Annotated in this window: 17 protein-coding genes and 2 pseudogenes; 8 read left to right on the top strand and 11 right to left on the bottom strand. The window is 70.2% G+C overall.

Annotated elements, in window-relative coordinates; translation table 11 throughout:
• Window positions 1-151: 151 nt before the first annotated feature.
• A complete protein-coding gene (locus tag ACIPPM_RS02480) occupies window positions 152-490 on the bottom strand; it encodes a hypothetical protein (RefSeq protein WP_401442147.1) in 339 nt (112 codons plus the stop codon).
• 81 nt (window positions 491-571) lie between these two features.
• Entirely contained in the window at window positions 572-1,165 is a 594-nt protein-coding gene (locus ACIPPM_RS02485; RefSeq protein WP_401444136.1) for a hypothetical protein, read from the bottom strand.
• Window positions 1,166-1,255: 90 nt separating this feature from the next.
• On the opposite strand from ACIPPM_RS02485, the gene ACIPPM_RS02490 reads away from it, so the two are divergent.
• On the top strand, window positions 1,256-1,768 hold the full coding sequence (locus tag ACIPPM_RS02490; RefSeq protein WP_401442148.1) for a DUF4265 domain-containing protein: 513 nt from the start codon (window positions 1,256-1,258) through the stop codon (window positions 1,766-1,768).
• Window positions 1,769-1,881: 113 nt separating this feature from the next.
• Here the strand turns inward: ACIPPM_RS02490 and ACIPPM_RS02495 are convergent, their stop codons facing one another.
• Together ACIPPM_RS02495 and ACIPPM_RS02500 are read right to left on the bottom strand one after the other, a co-directional pair.
• Window positions 1,882-2,061 (bottom strand): hypothetical protein, encoded by a 180-nt coding sequence (locus ACIPPM_RS02495; protein WP_401442150.1) that lies wholly within the window; start codon window positions 2,059-2,061, stop codon window positions 1,882-1,884.
• Window positions 2,058-2,466: pseudogene (locus tag ACIPPM_RS02500) on the bottom strand (ATP-binding protein). The gene ACIPPM_RS02495 and the pseudogene ACIPPM_RS02500 overlap by 4 nt, the downstream one beginning before the upstream one ends.
• A gap of 523 nt (window positions 2,467-2,989) precedes the next feature.
• Here ACIPPM_RS02500 and ACIPPM_RS02505 point away from each other — a divergent pair.
• On the top strand, window positions 2,990-3,457 hold the full coding sequence (locus tag ACIPPM_RS02505) for a hypothetical protein (protein WP_401444139.1): 468 nt from the start codon (window positions 2,990-2,992) through the stop codon (window positions 3,455-3,457).
• A gap of 8 nt (window positions 3,458-3,465) precedes the next feature.
• On the top strand, window positions 3,466-3,828 hold the full coding sequence (locus tag ACIPPM_RS02510; RefSeq protein ID WP_401442151.1) for a DUF6980 family protein: 363 nt from the start codon (window positions 3,466-3,468) through the stop codon (window positions 3,826-3,828).
• Window positions 3,829-3,834: 6 nt separating this feature from the next.
• Here the strand turns inward: ACIPPM_RS02510 and ACIPPM_RS02515 are convergent, their stop codons facing one another.
• Entirely contained in the window at window positions 3,835-5,262 is a 1,428-nt protein-coding gene (locus ACIPPM_RS02515; RefSeq protein ID WP_401442153.1) for an MFS transporter, read from the bottom strand.
• A gap of 178 nt (window positions 5,263-5,440) precedes the next feature.
• Here ACIPPM_RS02515 and ACIPPM_RS02520 point away from each other — a divergent pair, with 178 nt between their 5' ends.
• On the top strand, window positions 5,441-5,806 hold the full coding sequence (locus tag ACIPPM_RS02520; protein ID WP_401442154.1) for an ArsR/SmtB family transcription factor: 366 nt from the start codon (window positions 5,441-5,443) through the stop codon (window positions 5,804-5,806).
• Between the two features lie 19 nt (window positions 5,807-5,825).
• Here the strand turns inward: ACIPPM_RS02520 and ACIPPM_RS02525 are convergent, their stop codons facing one another.
• The gene (locus tag ACIPPM_RS02525) at window positions 5,826-7,889 is read right to left on the bottom strand and encodes a hypothetical protein (RefSeq protein WP_401442155.1); all 2,064 of its coding nucleotides are present in this window, start codon (window positions 7,887-7,889) and stop codon (window positions 5,826-5,828) included.
• 235 nt (window positions 7,890-8,124) lie between these two features.
• Between ACIPPM_RS02525 and ACIPPM_RS02530 the strand changes: the two genes are divergently transcribed.
• The 3 genes from ACIPPM_RS02530 to ACIPPM_RS02540 all read left to right on the top strand — a co-directional run bounded on the left by ACIPPM_RS02530 (window position 8,125) and on the right by ACIPPM_RS02540 (window position 11,115).
• Window positions 8,125-8,991: a methylenetetrahydrofolate reductase gene (locus ACIPPM_RS02530; RefSeq protein ID WP_401442157.1), complete on the top strand. Its 867-nt coding sequence runs from the start codon at window positions 8,125-8,127 to the stop codon at window positions 8,989-8,991.
• 65 nt (window positions 8,992-9,056) lie between these two features.
• Window positions 9,057-10,556, top strand: coding sequence for a DNA-3-methyladenine glycosylase 2 family protein (locus tag ACIPPM_RS02535; RefSeq protein ID WP_401442159.1), 1,500 nt, complete (start codon window positions 9,057-9,059; stop codon window positions 10,554-10,556).
• A gap of 49 nt (window positions 10,557-10,605) precedes the next feature.
• Complete coding sequence (locus ACIPPM_RS02540) at window positions 10,606-11,115, top strand: methylated-DNA--[protein]-cysteine S-methyltransferase (protein WP_401442161.1); 510 nt, start codon at window positions 10,606-10,608, stop codon at window positions 11,113-11,115.
• 37 nt (window positions 11,116-11,152) lie between these two features.
• On the opposite strand, the pseudogene ACIPPM_RS02545 reads toward ACIPPM_RS02540, so the two are convergent.
• Window positions 11,153-11,431, bottom strand: a pseudogene (locus ACIPPM_RS02545) (hypothetical protein); the annotation flags it as partial.
• Between the two features lie 60 nt (window positions 11,432-11,491).
• Complete coding sequence (locus ACIPPM_RS02550; RefSeq protein ID WP_401442163.1) at window positions 11,492-11,794, bottom strand: hypothetical protein; 303 nt, start codon at window positions 11,792-11,794, stop codon at window positions 11,492-11,494.
• A 616-nt stretch (window positions 11,795-12,410) separates the two neighbouring features.
• Between ACIPPM_RS02550 and ACIPPM_RS02555 the strand changes: the two genes are divergently transcribed.
• The gene (locus ACIPPM_RS02555; protein ID WP_401442165.1) at window positions 12,411-12,902 is read left to right on the top strand and encodes a hypothetical protein; all 492 of its coding nucleotides are present in this window, start codon (window positions 12,411-12,413) and stop codon (window positions 12,900-12,902) included.
• Here the strand turns inward: ACIPPM_RS02555 and ACIPPM_RS02560 are convergent.
• From ACIPPM_RS02560 to ACIPPM_RS02570, 3 genes are all read right to left on the bottom strand, one after another.
• Window positions 12,869-13,789 carry a hypothetical protein gene (locus ACIPPM_RS02560; RefSeq protein WP_401442166.1) on the bottom strand — a complete coding sequence of 307 codons (921 nt, stop codon included), beginning with the start codon at window positions 13,787-13,789 and terminating at the stop codon, window positions 12,869-12,871. The genes ACIPPM_RS02555 and ACIPPM_RS02560 overlap by 34 nt on opposite strands.
• A gap of 112 nt (window positions 13,790-13,901) precedes the next feature.
• Window positions 13,902-14,216, bottom strand: a complete 315-nt coding sequence (locus ACIPPM_RS02565) for a hypothetical protein (protein WP_401442168.1) — start codon at window positions 14,214-14,216, stop codon at window positions 13,902-13,904.
• Window positions 14,216-15,307: a hypothetical protein gene (locus tag ACIPPM_RS02570; protein ID WP_401442170.1), complete on the bottom strand. Its 1,092-nt coding sequence runs from the start codon at window positions 15,305-15,307 to the stop codon at window positions 14,216-14,218. The genes ACIPPM_RS02565 and ACIPPM_RS02570 overlap by 1 nt, the downstream gene beginning before the upstream one ends.
• Between the last annotated feature and the right edge of the window lie 191 nt (window positions 15,308-15,498).

Below are 15,498 nucleotides of genomic sequence, written 5' to 3' on the forward strand. Positions count from 1 at the left end.
GAGCATCCCGACCGACTGACTGGCAAACGGCATGGATCGCGCGTCCAGGTAGGTGCCGCCTCATCTCAAGATGCTCGATGAGACTTTCGAGGGGGTGGCGGGGTGAAGGGGGCTGGGCGTTCCTGAGGGCAACCGGGCTAGGGCCCGCTGCTCAGTCGCCCGCGAACCACACATAACTGCCTGGGGTGGACACGCACTCACGCAGCACTTCGGAGAGATCATCCAGCGCTGAACGCTGCCGCTCGTCCGCGCACCGCTGCTTCAGACCAGGCACCTCGGTGAGGGCGGCTGCGGCCTCCTGCTCGTTCATCACCGTGTCCCCGTAGAGGTCTACGGCGGTGAGCCGACCGGGGACCCCGAGATAGTGCAGCGACCCCAACGCGTCGGCCAACGCCTCCGCAGCGCCGTAGCACCCCCACAGGAACGTCACGCGGGCCTTCTTCCAGTTTCGAGCCGGACGTGCCGAGTGCAGTTCCACATCAATTCCCACGCTGGTCATCATGCGCGGTCTTCTGAATGCCGAGTAGCCCTGCCTCGTCCGAGCTCGCTTGCCCGGAGTTCTCGCCGCGAGCTACTGGACGCGGGGTGTCCGGGGGTAGTGAATGTCCAGGATGACGGCCGTTCCGGCGATGGATCGGTCCTCGTGCATGGTGATCACCTGGCCGGGCCGGAGGTGCTGCCATTGCGGAGGATCGAGCGGGGCGAGTCGCACCGATGATCGTCCGCCGGGTGCCAAGAAGGGTATGGACTCCACCCAGAGCCGGGCGATGTCGAGGGCGGGTTCGCCGCTAGGGGTTCGATTTCCGATGTTCCACATCGGTCGCAGGACACCGGCCCCGTCGAAGGGGGTTTGCCGTCGAGCTTCGGAGGCTTGCCGGAGGGTGAGATCTGCTCGGATGACGCCGTGGCGTGTCTCGTAGGAGCGCCAACGACACCAGGCCGCACTTCTCGTCAGCCGCAGCTGCTCGGCCGCGGTGGTCAAGGTCTCCCAGAAGCTGAGGGGGAGCGGTTCGATGTCGCCGAGTTCCTCCAGCAACGCGAGAGCGGTGTCCCATTCGTCTTCCCTGAGGTACTCCCAGACGTCCCGCACCGTGATGTCGTTCTCGGTGGCGATCTCTTCGGGGACCAGCAGGGTCGCCGCTTCGAGCAGCTTGGGGACGTCCATTTCCCCGATTCTGGCCCACCACGCGGCGAGGAAGGTCCGCCGGTCGGGAGAAGGGTTCTGCCGTGTCCAGGAGACGTGGAAGATAGCGGGGTGACCAATATCAGCGACGCCCATGTGAAGGTCCACTTCCGCATGGACGTGGACGAGGACGGCTGGCCTCCAGCGAGTGTCGAGAGCCTGTGGGCGGTCGACCTCGGCGACGGGACGGTGCGGCTCGACAACACGCCCTGGTTCGTGCGTGGGGTCGCCAGTGGGGACGTCATCCAGGTGCAGAGCGACGAGGACGGCGTGCGCTGGGCCGGAGAGACGGTCCAGGAGTCGGAGAACTGCACGATCCGTCTGATCGTGATGAAGGACGGAGGCTCGGCCGCCGCCCGGCAGAGTGTGCTGGAGGTCTTCCACCGACTCGGCACGACCGGGGAGGGGATCGAGCGGTACCGGATGGTGGCCTTGGACGTCCCGCCCGACGCGGACCTCCCAAGAATTCGAAGGCTCCTGGAGCACGGTGCGGCCAAGGAGTGGTGGCACTGGGAGGAAGGGTGCGTCACCGCTGCTTGGCGAGCCCAGTCCGGTGTGCGTGCGTTGCCGCACCTGGAGCAGTAGAAGACCGTCATGTACTCCCCCTGACCCGGTCCGTGCCGGAGACTGCGGCCGTTCAGGCTCCACGGTCGGAGCGCGCGGGCGCGGCTCCATCTCTGAGGGGCCTCAGTAGTACTTCACGACTGCTCGTCACACCCCGGTTCGTCGCCTTCCAGGGCGCGATCCGAAGCCGAGCCGCCCCTGTCGTGTGCAGACGCCGTGCTGATCCGCAGGCAGCCGTCCGTGCCGAACAGGTCGATCAACTGCGACAGGTGGGCTCGAGCCGCGCTACGGCCGGGGGTTTCTCCGATGGTCACCCGCGCCCCTCTAGGTCGGCCCAGACGACCTTTCCCCAGCGCCGCACGTCGGTGCCCCCAGTCCGATGCCAGCGCTGTCACGAGGTACAGGCCACGCCCGCTCTCCTCGTCATCCTTCGGCGTGCACGGCGCGGGCGGCGTCCGGGAGAAGTCCGCCACGGCCACGCGGACGGTGGACGGCGCCGTGCGTTCCACGATCACGCGGATGGACTCGCGGCGGGCGTGCCGCACGGCGTTGGCCACCAGCTCGGAGACGACCAGGACACCATCTTGGGCAAGCCTCTCCAGACCCCACGCGGTACAGGCCGCGCGCACGAGGCGCCGAGCTGTGCCGGTGCTCTCCGGCTCGCGTGGCAGGGTCTCGCTGTAACCGGGGTGCCCGGTCGGACGGGATGTGGTGGTCATGGTCACCGGGCGCCCCCGTCCGGGGCTTTCTGTGGTCGACACGAGCAGTCAGCGGAGCGTGGGCTGCCGAAGAGGCCCGGCACGTCATCGACACATCGGGAGACCTGTCTTCGGAGCGCACGGCTGCGCGGGCCCGCGAGGTTCTGCACCGGCTGAAGCAGTACGAGGACGTACCCGAGGCGCGCGAGGTGCTGACTGACTACGGCTACCTGCTGCTCGCCTGACCCGGACGTGCGAGTCGGGGACGGCAGGATCTGGGGCTTCGCTACCTGCTGGGGCCACCACGAACTCACCCGCGCAAAAGCCCGGTTGACCTTGGCTGAGAAGGCCAGTGGCAGCCTCCGGTTCGTGCCGTATCCCTACGGCCGCCGGTAGGCCGAGGTGTCGACACGACCGTGCGGCTCAGGTCACCCAGCAAGGCCCGCCGCCAGTAGGGGGTTTCAGTCTGAGACGACCGTCTAGGTTGGCTCATGTGAACCTGTTGGGGCGGAGGTACCGATATGTCGGACCGGTCGAGCTGTTGATGATGGTCCCGTCTGGCGGTGGTGGGCGCCGGATCGGCTCGGCGGCTGAGTTCGGGAGGTGGGTCGGTGAGCAGTCGGCGTCCGAACTGGCCGAGCCGTTCACCTTCGTGGTCGGTGTGGACGGTGTGCTTCGGTTGGCGCCGCGGCGGAGCGAGCATGTGGCCTGTGCCGGGGGAGGGGCGGTTCTGGGCGCCGGGGAGATCAGCTTTGTGCGTGAGGCAGGGGGCTGGGGCGTGGGTGAGGTGAGTAATCACTCCACCGGCTACTGCCCGGACGTCACGTCCTGGTCGGCCGTCGCTCGGGCGTTGGACGATGTCGGGCTCGGGCGGCCGTCCCGCTTCACGCACGAGGTGGTGTTCCGGCGGTGCCCCGGATGCCAGGAACACAACATCGTCCGCGAGAACTACTTCGTCTGCGTCTTCTGTGGCAGCGACCTGCCGGAGGTGTGGAACGTGGATTCCACCTGATGACTCCGATGCTGCGCGCAACTCTGCTCGCCAGCACAGGCCATGGTCTACTTCCCGCCGTGACCGACCACTGCTGCGAGGCGATGAGCCGCCAGGTGAACGCATCCTGCGATCAGCACGACGACCCGTACTCCTGCCCCGACGCGTTGGTCGAGTTCAGCGCCAAGTTCCAGGAGTACGGGCTGATCATCCACGACGGTGGCACATCGAGCAGTGCCATCGGATTCTGTTCCTGGTGCGGGCGGCGGCTGCCTGAGTCGCAACGGGAGCGGTGGTTCGAGGAGTTGGAGCGGCGGGGGATCGAGCCGGGGGAGGACGACATCCCCGCCGAGTTCGAGGACGAGCGCTGGCTCGTCTCCGCGCCCCGGTGACCCAGGTCAGCGGGCCTCCGCCGACACGAGCTGTCGATCCTCCGTGACGGGCACCGTGCGTACCCTCCTCGGCCCGAACACGCTGAGCCCCGCGCTCACCCCCAGCGCCACCACCGCAGCGACCAGCGCCGCCCGCAGCCCCGTCAGGAAGTGACCCGAGGACGCCTGGCCCACCAGGAGCCCCATCACCGCCACCCCGATGAGGCCGCCCAGTTGGCGTGAGGCGTTGAGGACGCCGGAGGCGATGCCCGCGTTGGCGGGGTCCACCGAGCCGAGCATGGCGTTGGTCATGGACGGTACGACCAGGCCGAGGCCGAACCCGGCGACCACGAACTGCGCGACGATCCGCACGTACGAGTCCGAGCCGACGACCGGGATCAGGGCGAGGTAGCCGAGGGTGCCCAGGGTGTTGCCGATGATCAGTACGGAACGGGCGCCGTACCGCTTGACCAGCGGGCCGCAGCACAGGTTGGCGGTCATGACGGCGGCTGTCATGGGCACGAAGGCGAGGCCCGCGGTGATCGGGGAGTAGCCCCAGACCTGCTGGAAGAACAGGCTGAAGACGAAGATGAGGCCGTAGAACGCGAAGTTGAGCAGCGCGCCGATGAGCGAGGTCGCGGTGAACGCGGGGCGGCGGAACAGGCGCAGCGGCAGCATCGGGTCGTGGGTACGGCGTTCGGCGGCCAGGAAGCCGGTCAGGGCCAGCACGCAGACGACCAGGCAGGTCAGCACGGTGGCCGAGGTCCAGCCCCGCGCGTTGGCCTCCACCATCGCCCCGGTCAGCGCGCCCAGTCCGACCACCGCGAGCAACTGGCCCGGCAGGTCCAGCGAGCGGGCCGCGGAGACGTCACGGGCGGGCGCGGGACGGGCGTAGGCCCGGACGAGGACGATGCCCAGGGCGGCGATCGGGACATTGACGAAGAAGATCGAGCGCCAGCCGACGGTCTCCACCAGCAGACCGCCCACCACCGGGCCGAGGGCCAGGGCGAGGCTGCCCGCCGCCGCCCACAGGCTCACCGCGCGGCTGCGCGCACCGGGGTCGGGGAAGTTGGTGTTCACCACGGACAGCGACGACGGCACGATCATCGCGGCGCCCACCCCCTGGAGGACGCGGGCCGCGATCAGCGTGACCAGGGTGGGGGCGGCGCCGCAGATCAGCGAGGTCACGGCGAAGAGCGCGTAGCCGCCTATGAAGATCCGCTTGGGGTCGTAGCGGTCGCCCATGGCGCCCGCGGTCAGCAGGAAGGCCGCGAAGGTGAGGGCGTAGCCGTTGATCACCCACTCCAGGCCGGAGAGGCTGCCGCCGAACTCGGCGCCGAGCGCCTTGGTGGCGACGTTCACGACACTCACGTCGAGGATGACGACGACGAAGCCGAGGCACGCGGCGAACAGGGTGAGTCCTGGCCGGGTCTGGTGCGGTTGGGTCCGGGGCACGGGTCTTCCTTCCGAGCGGGGGAGGGGAAGTGGGGGTGCGGGCGCAGGGCGGTATGCCGGCCGCTCCGGTAGACTGTTCGCTGCTAGACGAACAGTTGGAGTGTACGCAGATCATCGAACACTCTGCAATCCCGTACGCCCGGCGTGTGCGGAAGCGAGCGAGACGGAGCGATCAGGCATGGCGGCACAGACCCCTCGGCGTCAGGACGCGACGAGCCACCGCACCCCGCCCGTCCACACACCCCCGGACGAAGTCGCGCTGGAGACCGCCCTGTTGGCCCTCGCCGATCCCGTACGCCAGACCCTGGTGCGGGAGTTGGCCGACGCCGGGGACTGGGAGCGGGCCTGCGGCAGCTTCGACGTACCGGTCACCAAGGCGACCCTCAGCCGCCACTTCGCCGTGCTGCGCGAAGCGGGGCTCCTGGAGCAGCGGGACGCCGGACCCAAGCGCCTCAACCGGCTCCGCAAGCCGGAGTTCGACGCCCAATTCCCCGGCCTGCTGGACCTGGTGCTCGGGCACGGAGGCGCCGCCCAGCGGACGTGACCTGATGCGGGAGCCCTTTTTACGCGTCCGGTGCCCGCCGGGCCGAGGAGCCTTCGGCCGCCGCCCGCGGGGCCGGGATCGCGGGGGCGAGGCGAGCGTGCACGCGGGACCGGCGTTCGTCGGACTTCTCGCACAACTCCCGTACCGCCGAGGCGAATCGCTCGGGAGAGGGCGGGTCCTCCGGGCCGAGCAGCCGCTCCTTGAGCTTGGCGCGGTCCGCCGTGTACCGGTCCTGGCGCGGATCGCGCACCGAGTCCAGCAGATACCGTACGGTCGCCGCGTCCGGAGTGAGTACGGTGCCGGCCGACACCGTGGGGAAGGCGGCCCGGAACTCCTCCTCGGGCAGCCCTGAGGTGTTGGCGACGGCGTACGGCTTCTCGCTGCTCAGCCAGTCCGAGACCACGCTGGACACATCGCTGATCAGCAGGTCGGCCACGTTGAAGCAGGCGTAGAGCGCCGGGCGGGGGCCGGTCACGATCAGGTGCTCCCACTCGGGGAACGACGCCCAATACGCCTTCTCCCAGGCGGCCGTGGCCCACTCGATCCGGGACTCGCGGTCGCCGTCGGGGGTGCCCTGGAGCATCATCCGCTCCAGTTCGTCCGCCGCGCCACGGAACACGGTCGAGGTGAGACCGTCCAACTCCACCGTGCGGCGCACCAGTTCGTCCTGAGCCCGCTGGCCGGGCCGGGGGCCGGAGCGCCGCGCGTTCGCCTCGCGGATCAGCGTCCGGACGCGTGCGTCGGCCGCGCCCGCGCGCGGGTCCACCGAGCCGGTCATCGGGTGCGGCTTGTACAGCACGCGGACCAGCGGGTCGTTGAGCAGCTGCGCGACGATGTGCTCGCCCGCGAGGACCACCGAGGTGTTGCCCGGATTGCCGTCCCACCCCTCCCAGGTCGGGGCGTACAGCACGGTCGTGTACGCGCCTTCCGGCGGCCCCGAGTACGCCTGGATCGGCGCCAGTTGAGGGCGGCCGACCTCCACGACGTCCTTGTCCTCCACCCCGACGTCGGCGAGCGCGTACCGCTCGCGCGCCGCCGGTCCCGCCACCCACACTTCGTCGTACGCCTTCGCGTAGGGGTTGCAGGAGGACAGCTTGTCGCTCTCGCCGTGGTTGACGAACGCGTGTTTGATGGCGGGAATGCGCAACACCTGGGACGTCTTGCCGGAGTTGGCCGGATGCAGCATCGCCTTCAGCGTGGAGTTCTCCAGCGCGAACAGCGTGGCGACCTTCGGGAGGCAGAGGACGGGTACGTCCGTCGCGTCGATCTTCTGCACCATGAACCGCTCGCGCAGAACGATCAGCGGCCGTTCAAGACCGGCCAGCGTGGCGAGCCACATGTTGGCCTGGTAGGCGGAGGAGGCGCCGCCGGAGAAGTACATCGCCACGGTCGGGCGGTACTCGGCCAGCCAGTCGTCCAGCCACTCCATGACCCGCGTGTCGCTCGCGGCCCGCCTCTCCGGCAGCAGCCAGGTGGCGAGACGGGCGACGCCCATGGCGATCAGGGTGAGGGAGGCGGCGAGGCCGATCGCTCCCCAACGGGCGTGCGCGGTGAGGGCGGTGACCAGGAGCCCCGCCGTGGCCGGGGCGGAGAACGCCAGTAGGCGGTGACCGGCCCGGCGGGCCAGGACGCGCGGCGGCGCGACGGTCGGGTTCAGCGCGGAGACGTCGATGTTGCGCGTCACGACCGGCAGGGTCCGGGCACGCCGCACCAGCAGCGAGACCGCCTGGCAGGCGAAGTGCAGCACGTAGAACACGCTCAGCCCGCCGAGCAGCGCGGGCGTCTCCCGCTCCGGGTCGATGCCGTCGATCCGCAGCAGCGCCACCATCAGCAGCATGTCGCGCAGCAACTGCCGTACGGTCACGTCCAGTCGGATGCGGCTCAGCGGGGACAGCAGCGCCGGGTACCGGTGCAGGAGGTACGCGTCGAGCGCGAGACCGGCCGCGCCGGAGGCGACGAGAAGCGGGGCGTTCGGGAGCAGCGCGCCGGTCAGCTGCCCGGCGAACAGCACGAACAGCGCGCATATCGCGCACAGCGCGGGTAGCTGGGTCCAGATCCTGGGGAGGAGTCCGGCAAGGGGCACGGTGGGAGCTCCTGCTGTTCGTACGACGGGACACGCGGCGCCGGAACGACCCCGGCCACCCGCGCCCGCCCCAGCCCCACGCACAGCCAACGACCGGCCTTACCAGCGGTCACGTCCCCCGAGCGCGTTCGAATCCGCCCCGGCCTTCCTGACCGGCGGGACCTCTGAGACGGCCCGCCCCGGCCCCGTGGCATCATCGGCCGGGGTTCCGGTGCAGAAAGGGTCGCGGAGGGTGATGGAACGGGTTCTGGGGGTGTCCGGCCGGGCCGGGGCGCTGCTCGACGGGGTCTCGCTGGAGATGACCGGCAAGGACGCGCCCCGACTGGAGGAGGCGCGCGACGGCATCACCCCGGGGACCCGGATCAACGTCACGTATCTCGCGGGCGAGGACCCCGGTATGCGGCTCACGGCGGCGCGTGCGGTGCGCGGACACGGGTTCGTGCCGGTGCCGCATCTGTCGGCCCGGCGACTGCCGTCCAGCGCGGAGCTGGAACGTTTCCTCGCCGGGCTCGCCGAGGCGGGCGCCGTGCAGAACGTGTTCGTGGTCGGCGGCGACCCCGCCCGCCCCGAGGGACCGTACGAGGACGCGCTCTCCGTGATCCGCGGCGGCCTGCTCCAGCGGTACGGGGTCCGGCACGTCGGCGTCTGCGGCTACCCGGAGGGGCACCCGGCGATCGACGACGACACGCTGTGGTCCGCGCTCACCGACAAGGCGGCCGCGCTCGAGGAGGCGGGGCTCGCGGGTGAGGTCATCACCCAGTTCGGCTTCGACGCCGACGCCGTCCTCGGCTGGCTGGAGGCCCTGCGCGGGCGCGGGGTCCACCTCCCGGTGCGGGTCGGCGTGCCCGGCCCGGCGGGGGTGCGGCGGCTGCTCGGGTACGCGACCCGGTTCGGGGTCGGCACCGGGGCCACGGTCGCCCGGAAGTACGGGCTGTCGCTGACCAACCTGATGGGCACGGCAGGCCCGGACCGCTTCCTGGACGCCCTGGCCGACGGCTGGGACCCGGCCCGCCACGGCACCGTCAAGCTGCACTTCTACACCTTCGGCGGGCTCCGGCCGACCGCCGAGTGGATCACCCGGTACCGGCAGGAGCGGGGCTGATCCCGTCCGACGTGAATGTCGGAAACTCGCCAGCCTCGGGCGTCGCCCTGCCCCATGCTGGAGGCATGCGGAACGCGACCACCAGCACCCAGCCCCCCTCCTTCGACCGGGAGCACCACGTGCACGCCGTCCAGTCCAAGGACGCCCGGTTCGACGGCTGGTTCTTCACCGCCGTGCTCACCACCCGCATCTACTGCCGCCCGAGCTGCCCCGCGGTTCCGCCCAAGCCCGAGAACATGACCTTCTACCCGAGCGCCGCCGCCTGCCAGCGCGCCGGGTTCCGCGCCTGCAAGCGCTGCCGCCCGGACGCCACCCCTGGCTCCCCGGAGTGGAACCACCGCGCCGACCTGGTGGCGCGCGCCATGCGGCTCATCGCGGACGGCGTCGTGGACCGCGAGGGCGTGCCCGGACTCGCCGCCCGGCTCGGCTACTCCGCCCGCCAGATAGAGCGCCAGCTCCTCGCCGAACTCGGCGCCGGACCCCTCTCGCTGGCCCGCGCCCAGCGCGCCCAGACCGCGCGGCTGCTGATCGAGACCACCGCGCTGCCCATGGCGGAGATCGCCTTCGCCGCCGGGTTCTCCTCCATCCGCACCTTCAACGACACCGTCCGCGAGGTCTTCGCCCTCGCCCCCAGCGACCTGCGCGCCCGCGCACCCCGCGCCCAGGCGGCCGGGACCGCGGGCACACTCACGCTCCGGCTGCCGTTCCGTGCCCCGCTGAACCCGAGCAACCTCTTCGGCCACCTCGCCGCCACCGCCGTACCCGGCGTGGAGGAGTGGCGGGACGGCGCCTACCGGCGCACGCTCAGGCTGCCGTACGGGCACGGCATCGTCGCCCTCACCCCCGAGGCCACCCACATCGGCTGCCGGATCGGCCTGAGCGACCTGCGGGACCTCACCGTCGCCATCAGCCGATGCCGGAGGCTGCTCGACCTCGACGCCGACCCGGTCGCGGTGGACGAGCGGCTGCGCGCCGACCCGCTGTTCGCCCCGCTGGTGGACGCCGGGCCGGGGCGCCGGGTGCCGCGTACGGTCGACGAGGCGGAGTTCGCCGTACGCGCGGTGCTCGGGCAGCAGGTGTCCACGGCCGCCGCCCGCACCCACGCGGCCCGGCTGGTCACCGCGCACGGCAAACCGCTGGACGACCCCGAGGGCGGCCTCACCCATCTCTTCCCCGACCCCGACGCGCTGGCCGGTGTGGACCCCGAGACCCTCGCCATGCCGCGCAGCCGCCGCAACACCCTGATGACCCTGGTCGGCGCGCTCGCCGACGGCACCCTGAACCTGGGCGTCGAGACCGACCGGGCCGAGGCCCGCGCCCAGCTGCTGAGCCTGCCCGGCTTCGGCCCCTGGACCGCCGACGTCATCGCCATGCGCGCTCTGGGCGACCCCGACGCCTTCCTCCCCACCGACCTCGGCGTCCGGCGCGCCGCCGAGACCCTGGGCCTGCCCGGCACCCCGGCCGCGCTCACCGCCCGCGCCGAGGCATGGCGCCCCTGGCGGGCCTACGCCGTGCAGTACCTGTGGGCGACCGACAGCCACCCGATCAACTTCCTCCCGGCCTGAACCGCCCGCATCGCCTGACCGCCTCAGGGTTACCCAGTAAGGAATCCCCGTGCGACACCACACCGTGATCGACAGCCCCTACGGGCCGCTGACCCTCGTCGCGGACGCCGACGACGCCCTGTGCGGCCTGTACATGACCGACCAGCGGCACCGCCCGGCCGACGACACCTTCGGCCCGCGCGACGACAGCCTCCGCGTCTTCGCCGAGACCCAGGAGCAGTTGGCGGCCTACTTCGCCGGTGAGATCCAGCGGTTCACCGTCCGGCTCGGCCTGCACGGCACCCCGTTCCAGCGCCGGGTCTGGGACCAGCTGAACGAGATCCCCTACGGGGAGACCCGGAGCTACGGCCAACTCGCCCTCGCCCTCGACGCCCCCGGCGCCTCCCGCGCGGTCGGCCTCGCCAACGGCCGCAACCCGGTCGGCATCATCGTCCCCTGCCACCGCGTCGTCGGCTCCGACGGCAGCCTCACCGGCTACGGCGGCGGCCTGGACCGCAAGCGGCGGCTCCTGGCCTTCGAGCGGGGCTCGGAGCGTGCCGAGGCGGGAGTGCTGTTCTAGGGCGGGCCCGCACAGTCCCGCCCGGCTCGCGACACGCCTAGCCGTCGCCCACCGGGACCAGCCCCTGCAGCAGCGTCGGCAGCGCCGTGCCGATCGGCTCGCGCACCACCTCGTCCGCGAGGTCGTCGTACGGGGTCGGCTCGGCGTTGACGACGATCAGCCGGGCGCCGTGGTCCGCCGCGACCCCGGCCGCCCCGGCGGCGGGCTGCACCTGGAGGGTGCTCCCCACGGCCACGAACACCGAGCACGCCTTGCTGATCGCCGGCGCCTGGCCGAGGACCACCGGGTCGAGGTTCTCGCCGAACATCACCGTTGCTACTGAACTTGAACTCGTGATGTCGGCCCTGGATCTCCCTGTGCTGTCAGGACGTCTGCTCTACGATCCTGTGCTTTCCAAGCGTGAGGCAACGAGCGCCACGAAGTGCTGGAGGACGGCGAACGGCAGCGTTTGATTCCCGTCGAAGTAGACCTCTGCCGGCTTCTCCTCCTCGGCTGCGTAGACAAGCACCGTCACGGTTGTCGGCCCTGGCGCCGGTGAAGCAGGCACAGAAGAGGCTCCGCCCGGAACCATGCGGGCTTCGCTGAGCTCGAAATGTGTCATCCGGCCTTCAGTTGCGCCCGTCTCGGTCGTGAGGGCGCAGAACAGATCACCGTCGTAGTCCCAGGTCAGCAAAGACATGGCGATGATGCTGCCATACCTGGCGCCGTAAGGGGTCGGGCATTTTCATCACCGCGTTGGTCAGGCGCCAGATCCATGCTCAGGCCGGTGCCCGTCAGACAGCCACCGATGACTTCCGGCCGGTACTGAAGCATCTTGAGCTTGCGTTTCACCGCGCGGGTTACCTGGCTGAGGTCGGCGGCAGCGAGGTTGCCGAGGTCGCTTTTGGCCAGCGACCAGATGCCCTCCTGCGGGTTGAGGTCCGGGGCGCAGGTCGCAGGACGATCGGGCCGCCGAGCTGGGTATGGGCGCGGATGACCAGGTCGCGGTAGTCCTTCCAGCCGAAGCCCTTCGGTTCGGCCTTGCGGCCCGGTACTCGCGGATCGCGTAGATCAGACGGGACCGCTCGCCGAGCTGGCCGTCCGCCCGGATCAGCCGAAGTTCACCGACCGCCGCACCGGCGCGCGCGTCGACCTGCTGTTCGCCATCCGGGCCCGCCGCGTCTCCACGCACTGCATCGACAAACGGCGACAGCCCGTCTTCTGCCGCTCGTCGACGTCCGACAGGGCGGGGCAGGCTCCGCACCGCGCTGATATCGGAGTGCGCACAGGCCCAAGAGAGTGTCAAAGTCACTGCCGTGACCTTGATGAACGTGCTCGTTGATTTCGCCCGAACCGGCCGGATCGGCCCTCTTCATTGCGGTATGCCCCTGACCGAGGCTGAAGACCTTCTCGGCCCGGGGCGCCCGCACCCCGCCCACATCATGATGGGGCCCGATATCGACGGCTACCCCTACTCCTGGAACGGGCTGCGACTGGTGGTCACGCAGCGGGCCGTCAGTGGCATCTGGATCGACCTCTGGCCTGGTTCGACCGCCGAACTCCCGCCTCTCGTCCTGCCCGATTCCGAGTCATTCGAGGCCACCGTGCTCCGCGAGGAACTGCTCACCGCCCTCGACACCGCTGGCTGCCACCACGAGGTCAACCCTGTCCTGACCTTCGGCGAGCAGTCGAGCATCCTCACCCAGCCGGCCGAGGTCTGCGCTGTGTTCAGCCTGCCTGGCCGGGACCACCACGTTCCCCACCGCGATCGGCACTACCTCGACGTGATGCACAAGCGCACGGCTTGACATCGCTGATTCCACAGCATGATCCGGTTCACGTGGCCTTCGACCATGCCGGAGTTCCAGGGCAGCGTGAGGCCGGCGGTGTCGGCGGCGAGGTCCCGTTCGAGGCCTTTGACGAAAGTGTGGAGGCTGGGAAGGTGGTCGGTCCGAACCGTCGCCGTCCATCGCGGAAGCTGGTCGCCCTGGAGCTGGGTCAGCATCTTCCCGAAAGCGCGGACGTGCCCGGTGAGAGCATCCAGTTCGTGGCAGTCGGCGAGGACGGACTTGAGCTTCAGGTACGCGCGCTCCGGCAGGGTGTCGGGATGAGTCAGGATCCATCCGGGGACCGTGCGTGGGGACGGAGGGCGAGCTACAGGTGCGGTCGGGGATGTGCGACACGGCTGGAGGTAGGCACGGACGGCCCCGTAGCCGCCGGTGTAGCCATGCGCCTTGACCTCTTCCCAGAGGGTCCAGGCGTTCGTGCAGCCCTCTGCCCATCGCTCGTGCAGGTACGGCTTGAAGTCGTCGAGCCCGGTCTGACGGTTCCGCGACTGACCCAGGTCCACCGGCCTGCGGGTCTCGACGTCGACCAGCCGCAGGACCGTATTCCGGCTGACCCTCGCCCCGAAGACGTCGGCCAGTCGGGCGCCAGCCCGGCCGGCCAACGCGAGGCCGACCTCGGCCGGCATCGACCGCATGCGTTCGGTTCGCCGGCTGTACCGCCGGGTCAGCCCCGCGACCTGCTCGACGAACGTGCGCCGCCCGCAGGCGAGGTCTTCGCACCTGAAGCGCCGGACACGAAGACACAGCACCACCCGCCGTCCCACCACCGGGAGGTCAGCGGGGAACCGCAGGTAGGACCCGTGCACCCGTCCCGACCCGGCGGAACGGCTAGCAAGATCAACGGTCACAGGGAGTAGGCACACCACAGAAGTCGGACCAGAGCCCAATTTTCAGGGACAGTCGGATCAGCATGCCCCCGAGGCTAAGCCGTTCCCATTCCGCTCGGTCAACGGAACCGCCTCACACCCCTGTCGCCCACCGCACCCCCGCGATCACCCCCAGCATCAACGCCGGCGCCACCCACCCCCACCCCAACACCCGTCGCACCCCCGGCAACACCCACACCCCCGCCGCCACCCCGGCCGCCGCGACACTCATCACACATGCCAGCACGATCCCCGCGTACGCGTCGTCGTCCCACGCCCCAGAGGGCTGGATGGTCAGTGCGGTCCAACAGAAGTAGGCGGAGACGAGGGTCAGCAGCACGATCGGCACGGCGAGCACCATGACGAGGCAACCGCGGTCGTCGATTTGCTCGTGCGGGGAGTCGGTCATCAGCGCAGCGCACCCTTTGCGTTGTTCAGGTTGTTCATGAAGCCACGCCCGTATCCCTGGGCCTGGCTGTCCTGCCAGTAGGGGCCGCCGTCGTAGCGGGCGGCGAGTTCCTGGTACTGAGCCGATGTCATCTCCTCCGCGGGCACGTCGGCGAACTCGCTCTCCGCCTTGAGCTGGGCCAGGTACTCGGAGGCGATGAAGATGTTCTGTGCCGGGTCCTGGAGGGAGTCCTTCACCACGTTGCGCTGTTGGTCGGTCAGGTTGTCCGGGTCGTGGCCCAAGACCTCGGCGCCTCGGCGCACTTGGACGGCGATGGGCCCCACAGACGTGTTGTCGGGATCGCCGGCGAGCCGCCAGGGCAGGCTCTCCGGGGCGATCGGGCTGAGCGGGGAGTCGGCCTGTTCGCGGATCGTGTCCGTCAGGTCGTCGCGGATGCCCGGCTGACCACCGATCTCCTGCCAGGCGATGCCGGCGATCATGGCTGGTGGAAGGCCCGAGTTGCGTGCCGCCGCCCTGATGATCTCCCTGTTCGCCGAGATCCGGTCGGCGCGTTCCCCGCCGTTCCCGGGCGGGTCCCAGTAACTGTCCCTTGCACCGGGAAGGCCGGCGATCTGGAGGCGGATGTTCTGGAGCGTCGGCGAGACAGGGCCGTCCCCGGCGGTGGGGGTGTACGCCTGCTTCAGCCGGTGAAGGCACAGCTCGCGGGCCTCGTGCTCCGTCGTTTTGGCCAGGTGGAAGTCACCGCCGGCCGCGTCGTGCAGCCGGTTGGCGTCCTCGCGGATGTCGTCCACGTCCATGGTCACCTCGGCCAGGAAGTCCATGACGTCCGTGGTGGCCCGCATGTCCTCCCCCTGACGCATCGGCTCGGCCTCTCGGGCGTTGCGGGTGATCGCGGTGCCCTTGGTGTGTATGAGCTCGGCGAGGGCCTGCTCGTCGGCCTTGCCATTGGAGTAGTGCGCCTTGGCAATCCCTGGGGCGATCGCGTAGTCGGTCAGGGCGAGGGCGGCCTTGTCGTAGCCTTCTGCGAGCTCGGATACCAGCTTGCGTGCCTCGATGAGTCGGGAGGCGTAGTCCTGGAGAAAGCCGGCCATCTCGATCAATAGGTTCGGGTTCCGTTGATCGAGCCGGCGTCCGCCACCAGGCTCACGCCCGGACTCGCGCCGCCCGCACCGTCGGCCGGTACGTGATCGATCTGCGTACTCGAGGACTGGCGCGCGAGGGCACTGGTCCTGAGCTGTGCCCACTCTGCTTCGAACGACAGTCGCTCCCCCGTGGATGTCGC

Source organism: Streptomyces sp. NPDC090119 (assembly GCF_044747085.1).
In the GTDB taxonomy this organism is placed as follows: Bacteria; Actinomycetota; Actinomycetes; order Streptomycetales; family Streptomycetaceae; genus Streptomyces.

Coding starts and splice junctions, on each gene's coding strand:
- ACIPPM_RS02550 (WP_401442163.1), bottom strand. CDS start 11,794: ATGTCTTTGCTGACCTGGGACTACGACGGTGATCTGTTCTGCGCCCTC.
- ACIPPM_RS02520 (WP_401442154.1), top strand. CDS start 5,441: ATGGCGGCACAGACCCCTCGGCGTCAGGACGCGACGAGCCACCGCACC.
- ACIPPM_RS02505 (WP_401444139.1), top strand. CDS start 2,990: ATGATGGTCCCGTCTGGCGGTGGTGGGCGCCGGATCGGCTCGGCGGCT.
- ACIPPM_RS02535 (WP_401442159.1), top strand. CDS start 9,057: ATGCGGAACGCGACCACCAGCACCCAGCCCCCCTCCTTCGACCGGGAG.
- ACIPPM_RS02530 (WP_401442157.1), top strand. CDS start 8,125: ATGGAACGGGTTCTGGGGGTGTCCGGCCGGGCCGGGGCGCTGCTCGAC.
- ACIPPM_RS02510 (WP_401442151.1), top strand. CDS start 3,466: ATGCTGCGCGCAACTCTGCTCGCCAGCACAGGCCATGGTCTACTTCCC.
- ACIPPM_RS02565 (WP_401442168.1), bottom strand. CDS start 14,216: ATGACCGACTCCCCGCACGAGCAAATCGACGACCGCGGTTGCCTCGTC.
- ACIPPM_RS02570 (WP_401442170.1), bottom strand. CDS start 15,307: ATGGCCGGCTTTCTCCAGGACTACGCCTCCCGACTCATCGAGGCACGC.
- ACIPPM_RS02485 (WP_401444136.1), bottom strand. CDS start 1,165: ATGGACGTCCCCAAGCTGCTCGAAGCGGCGACCCTGCTGGTCCCCGAA.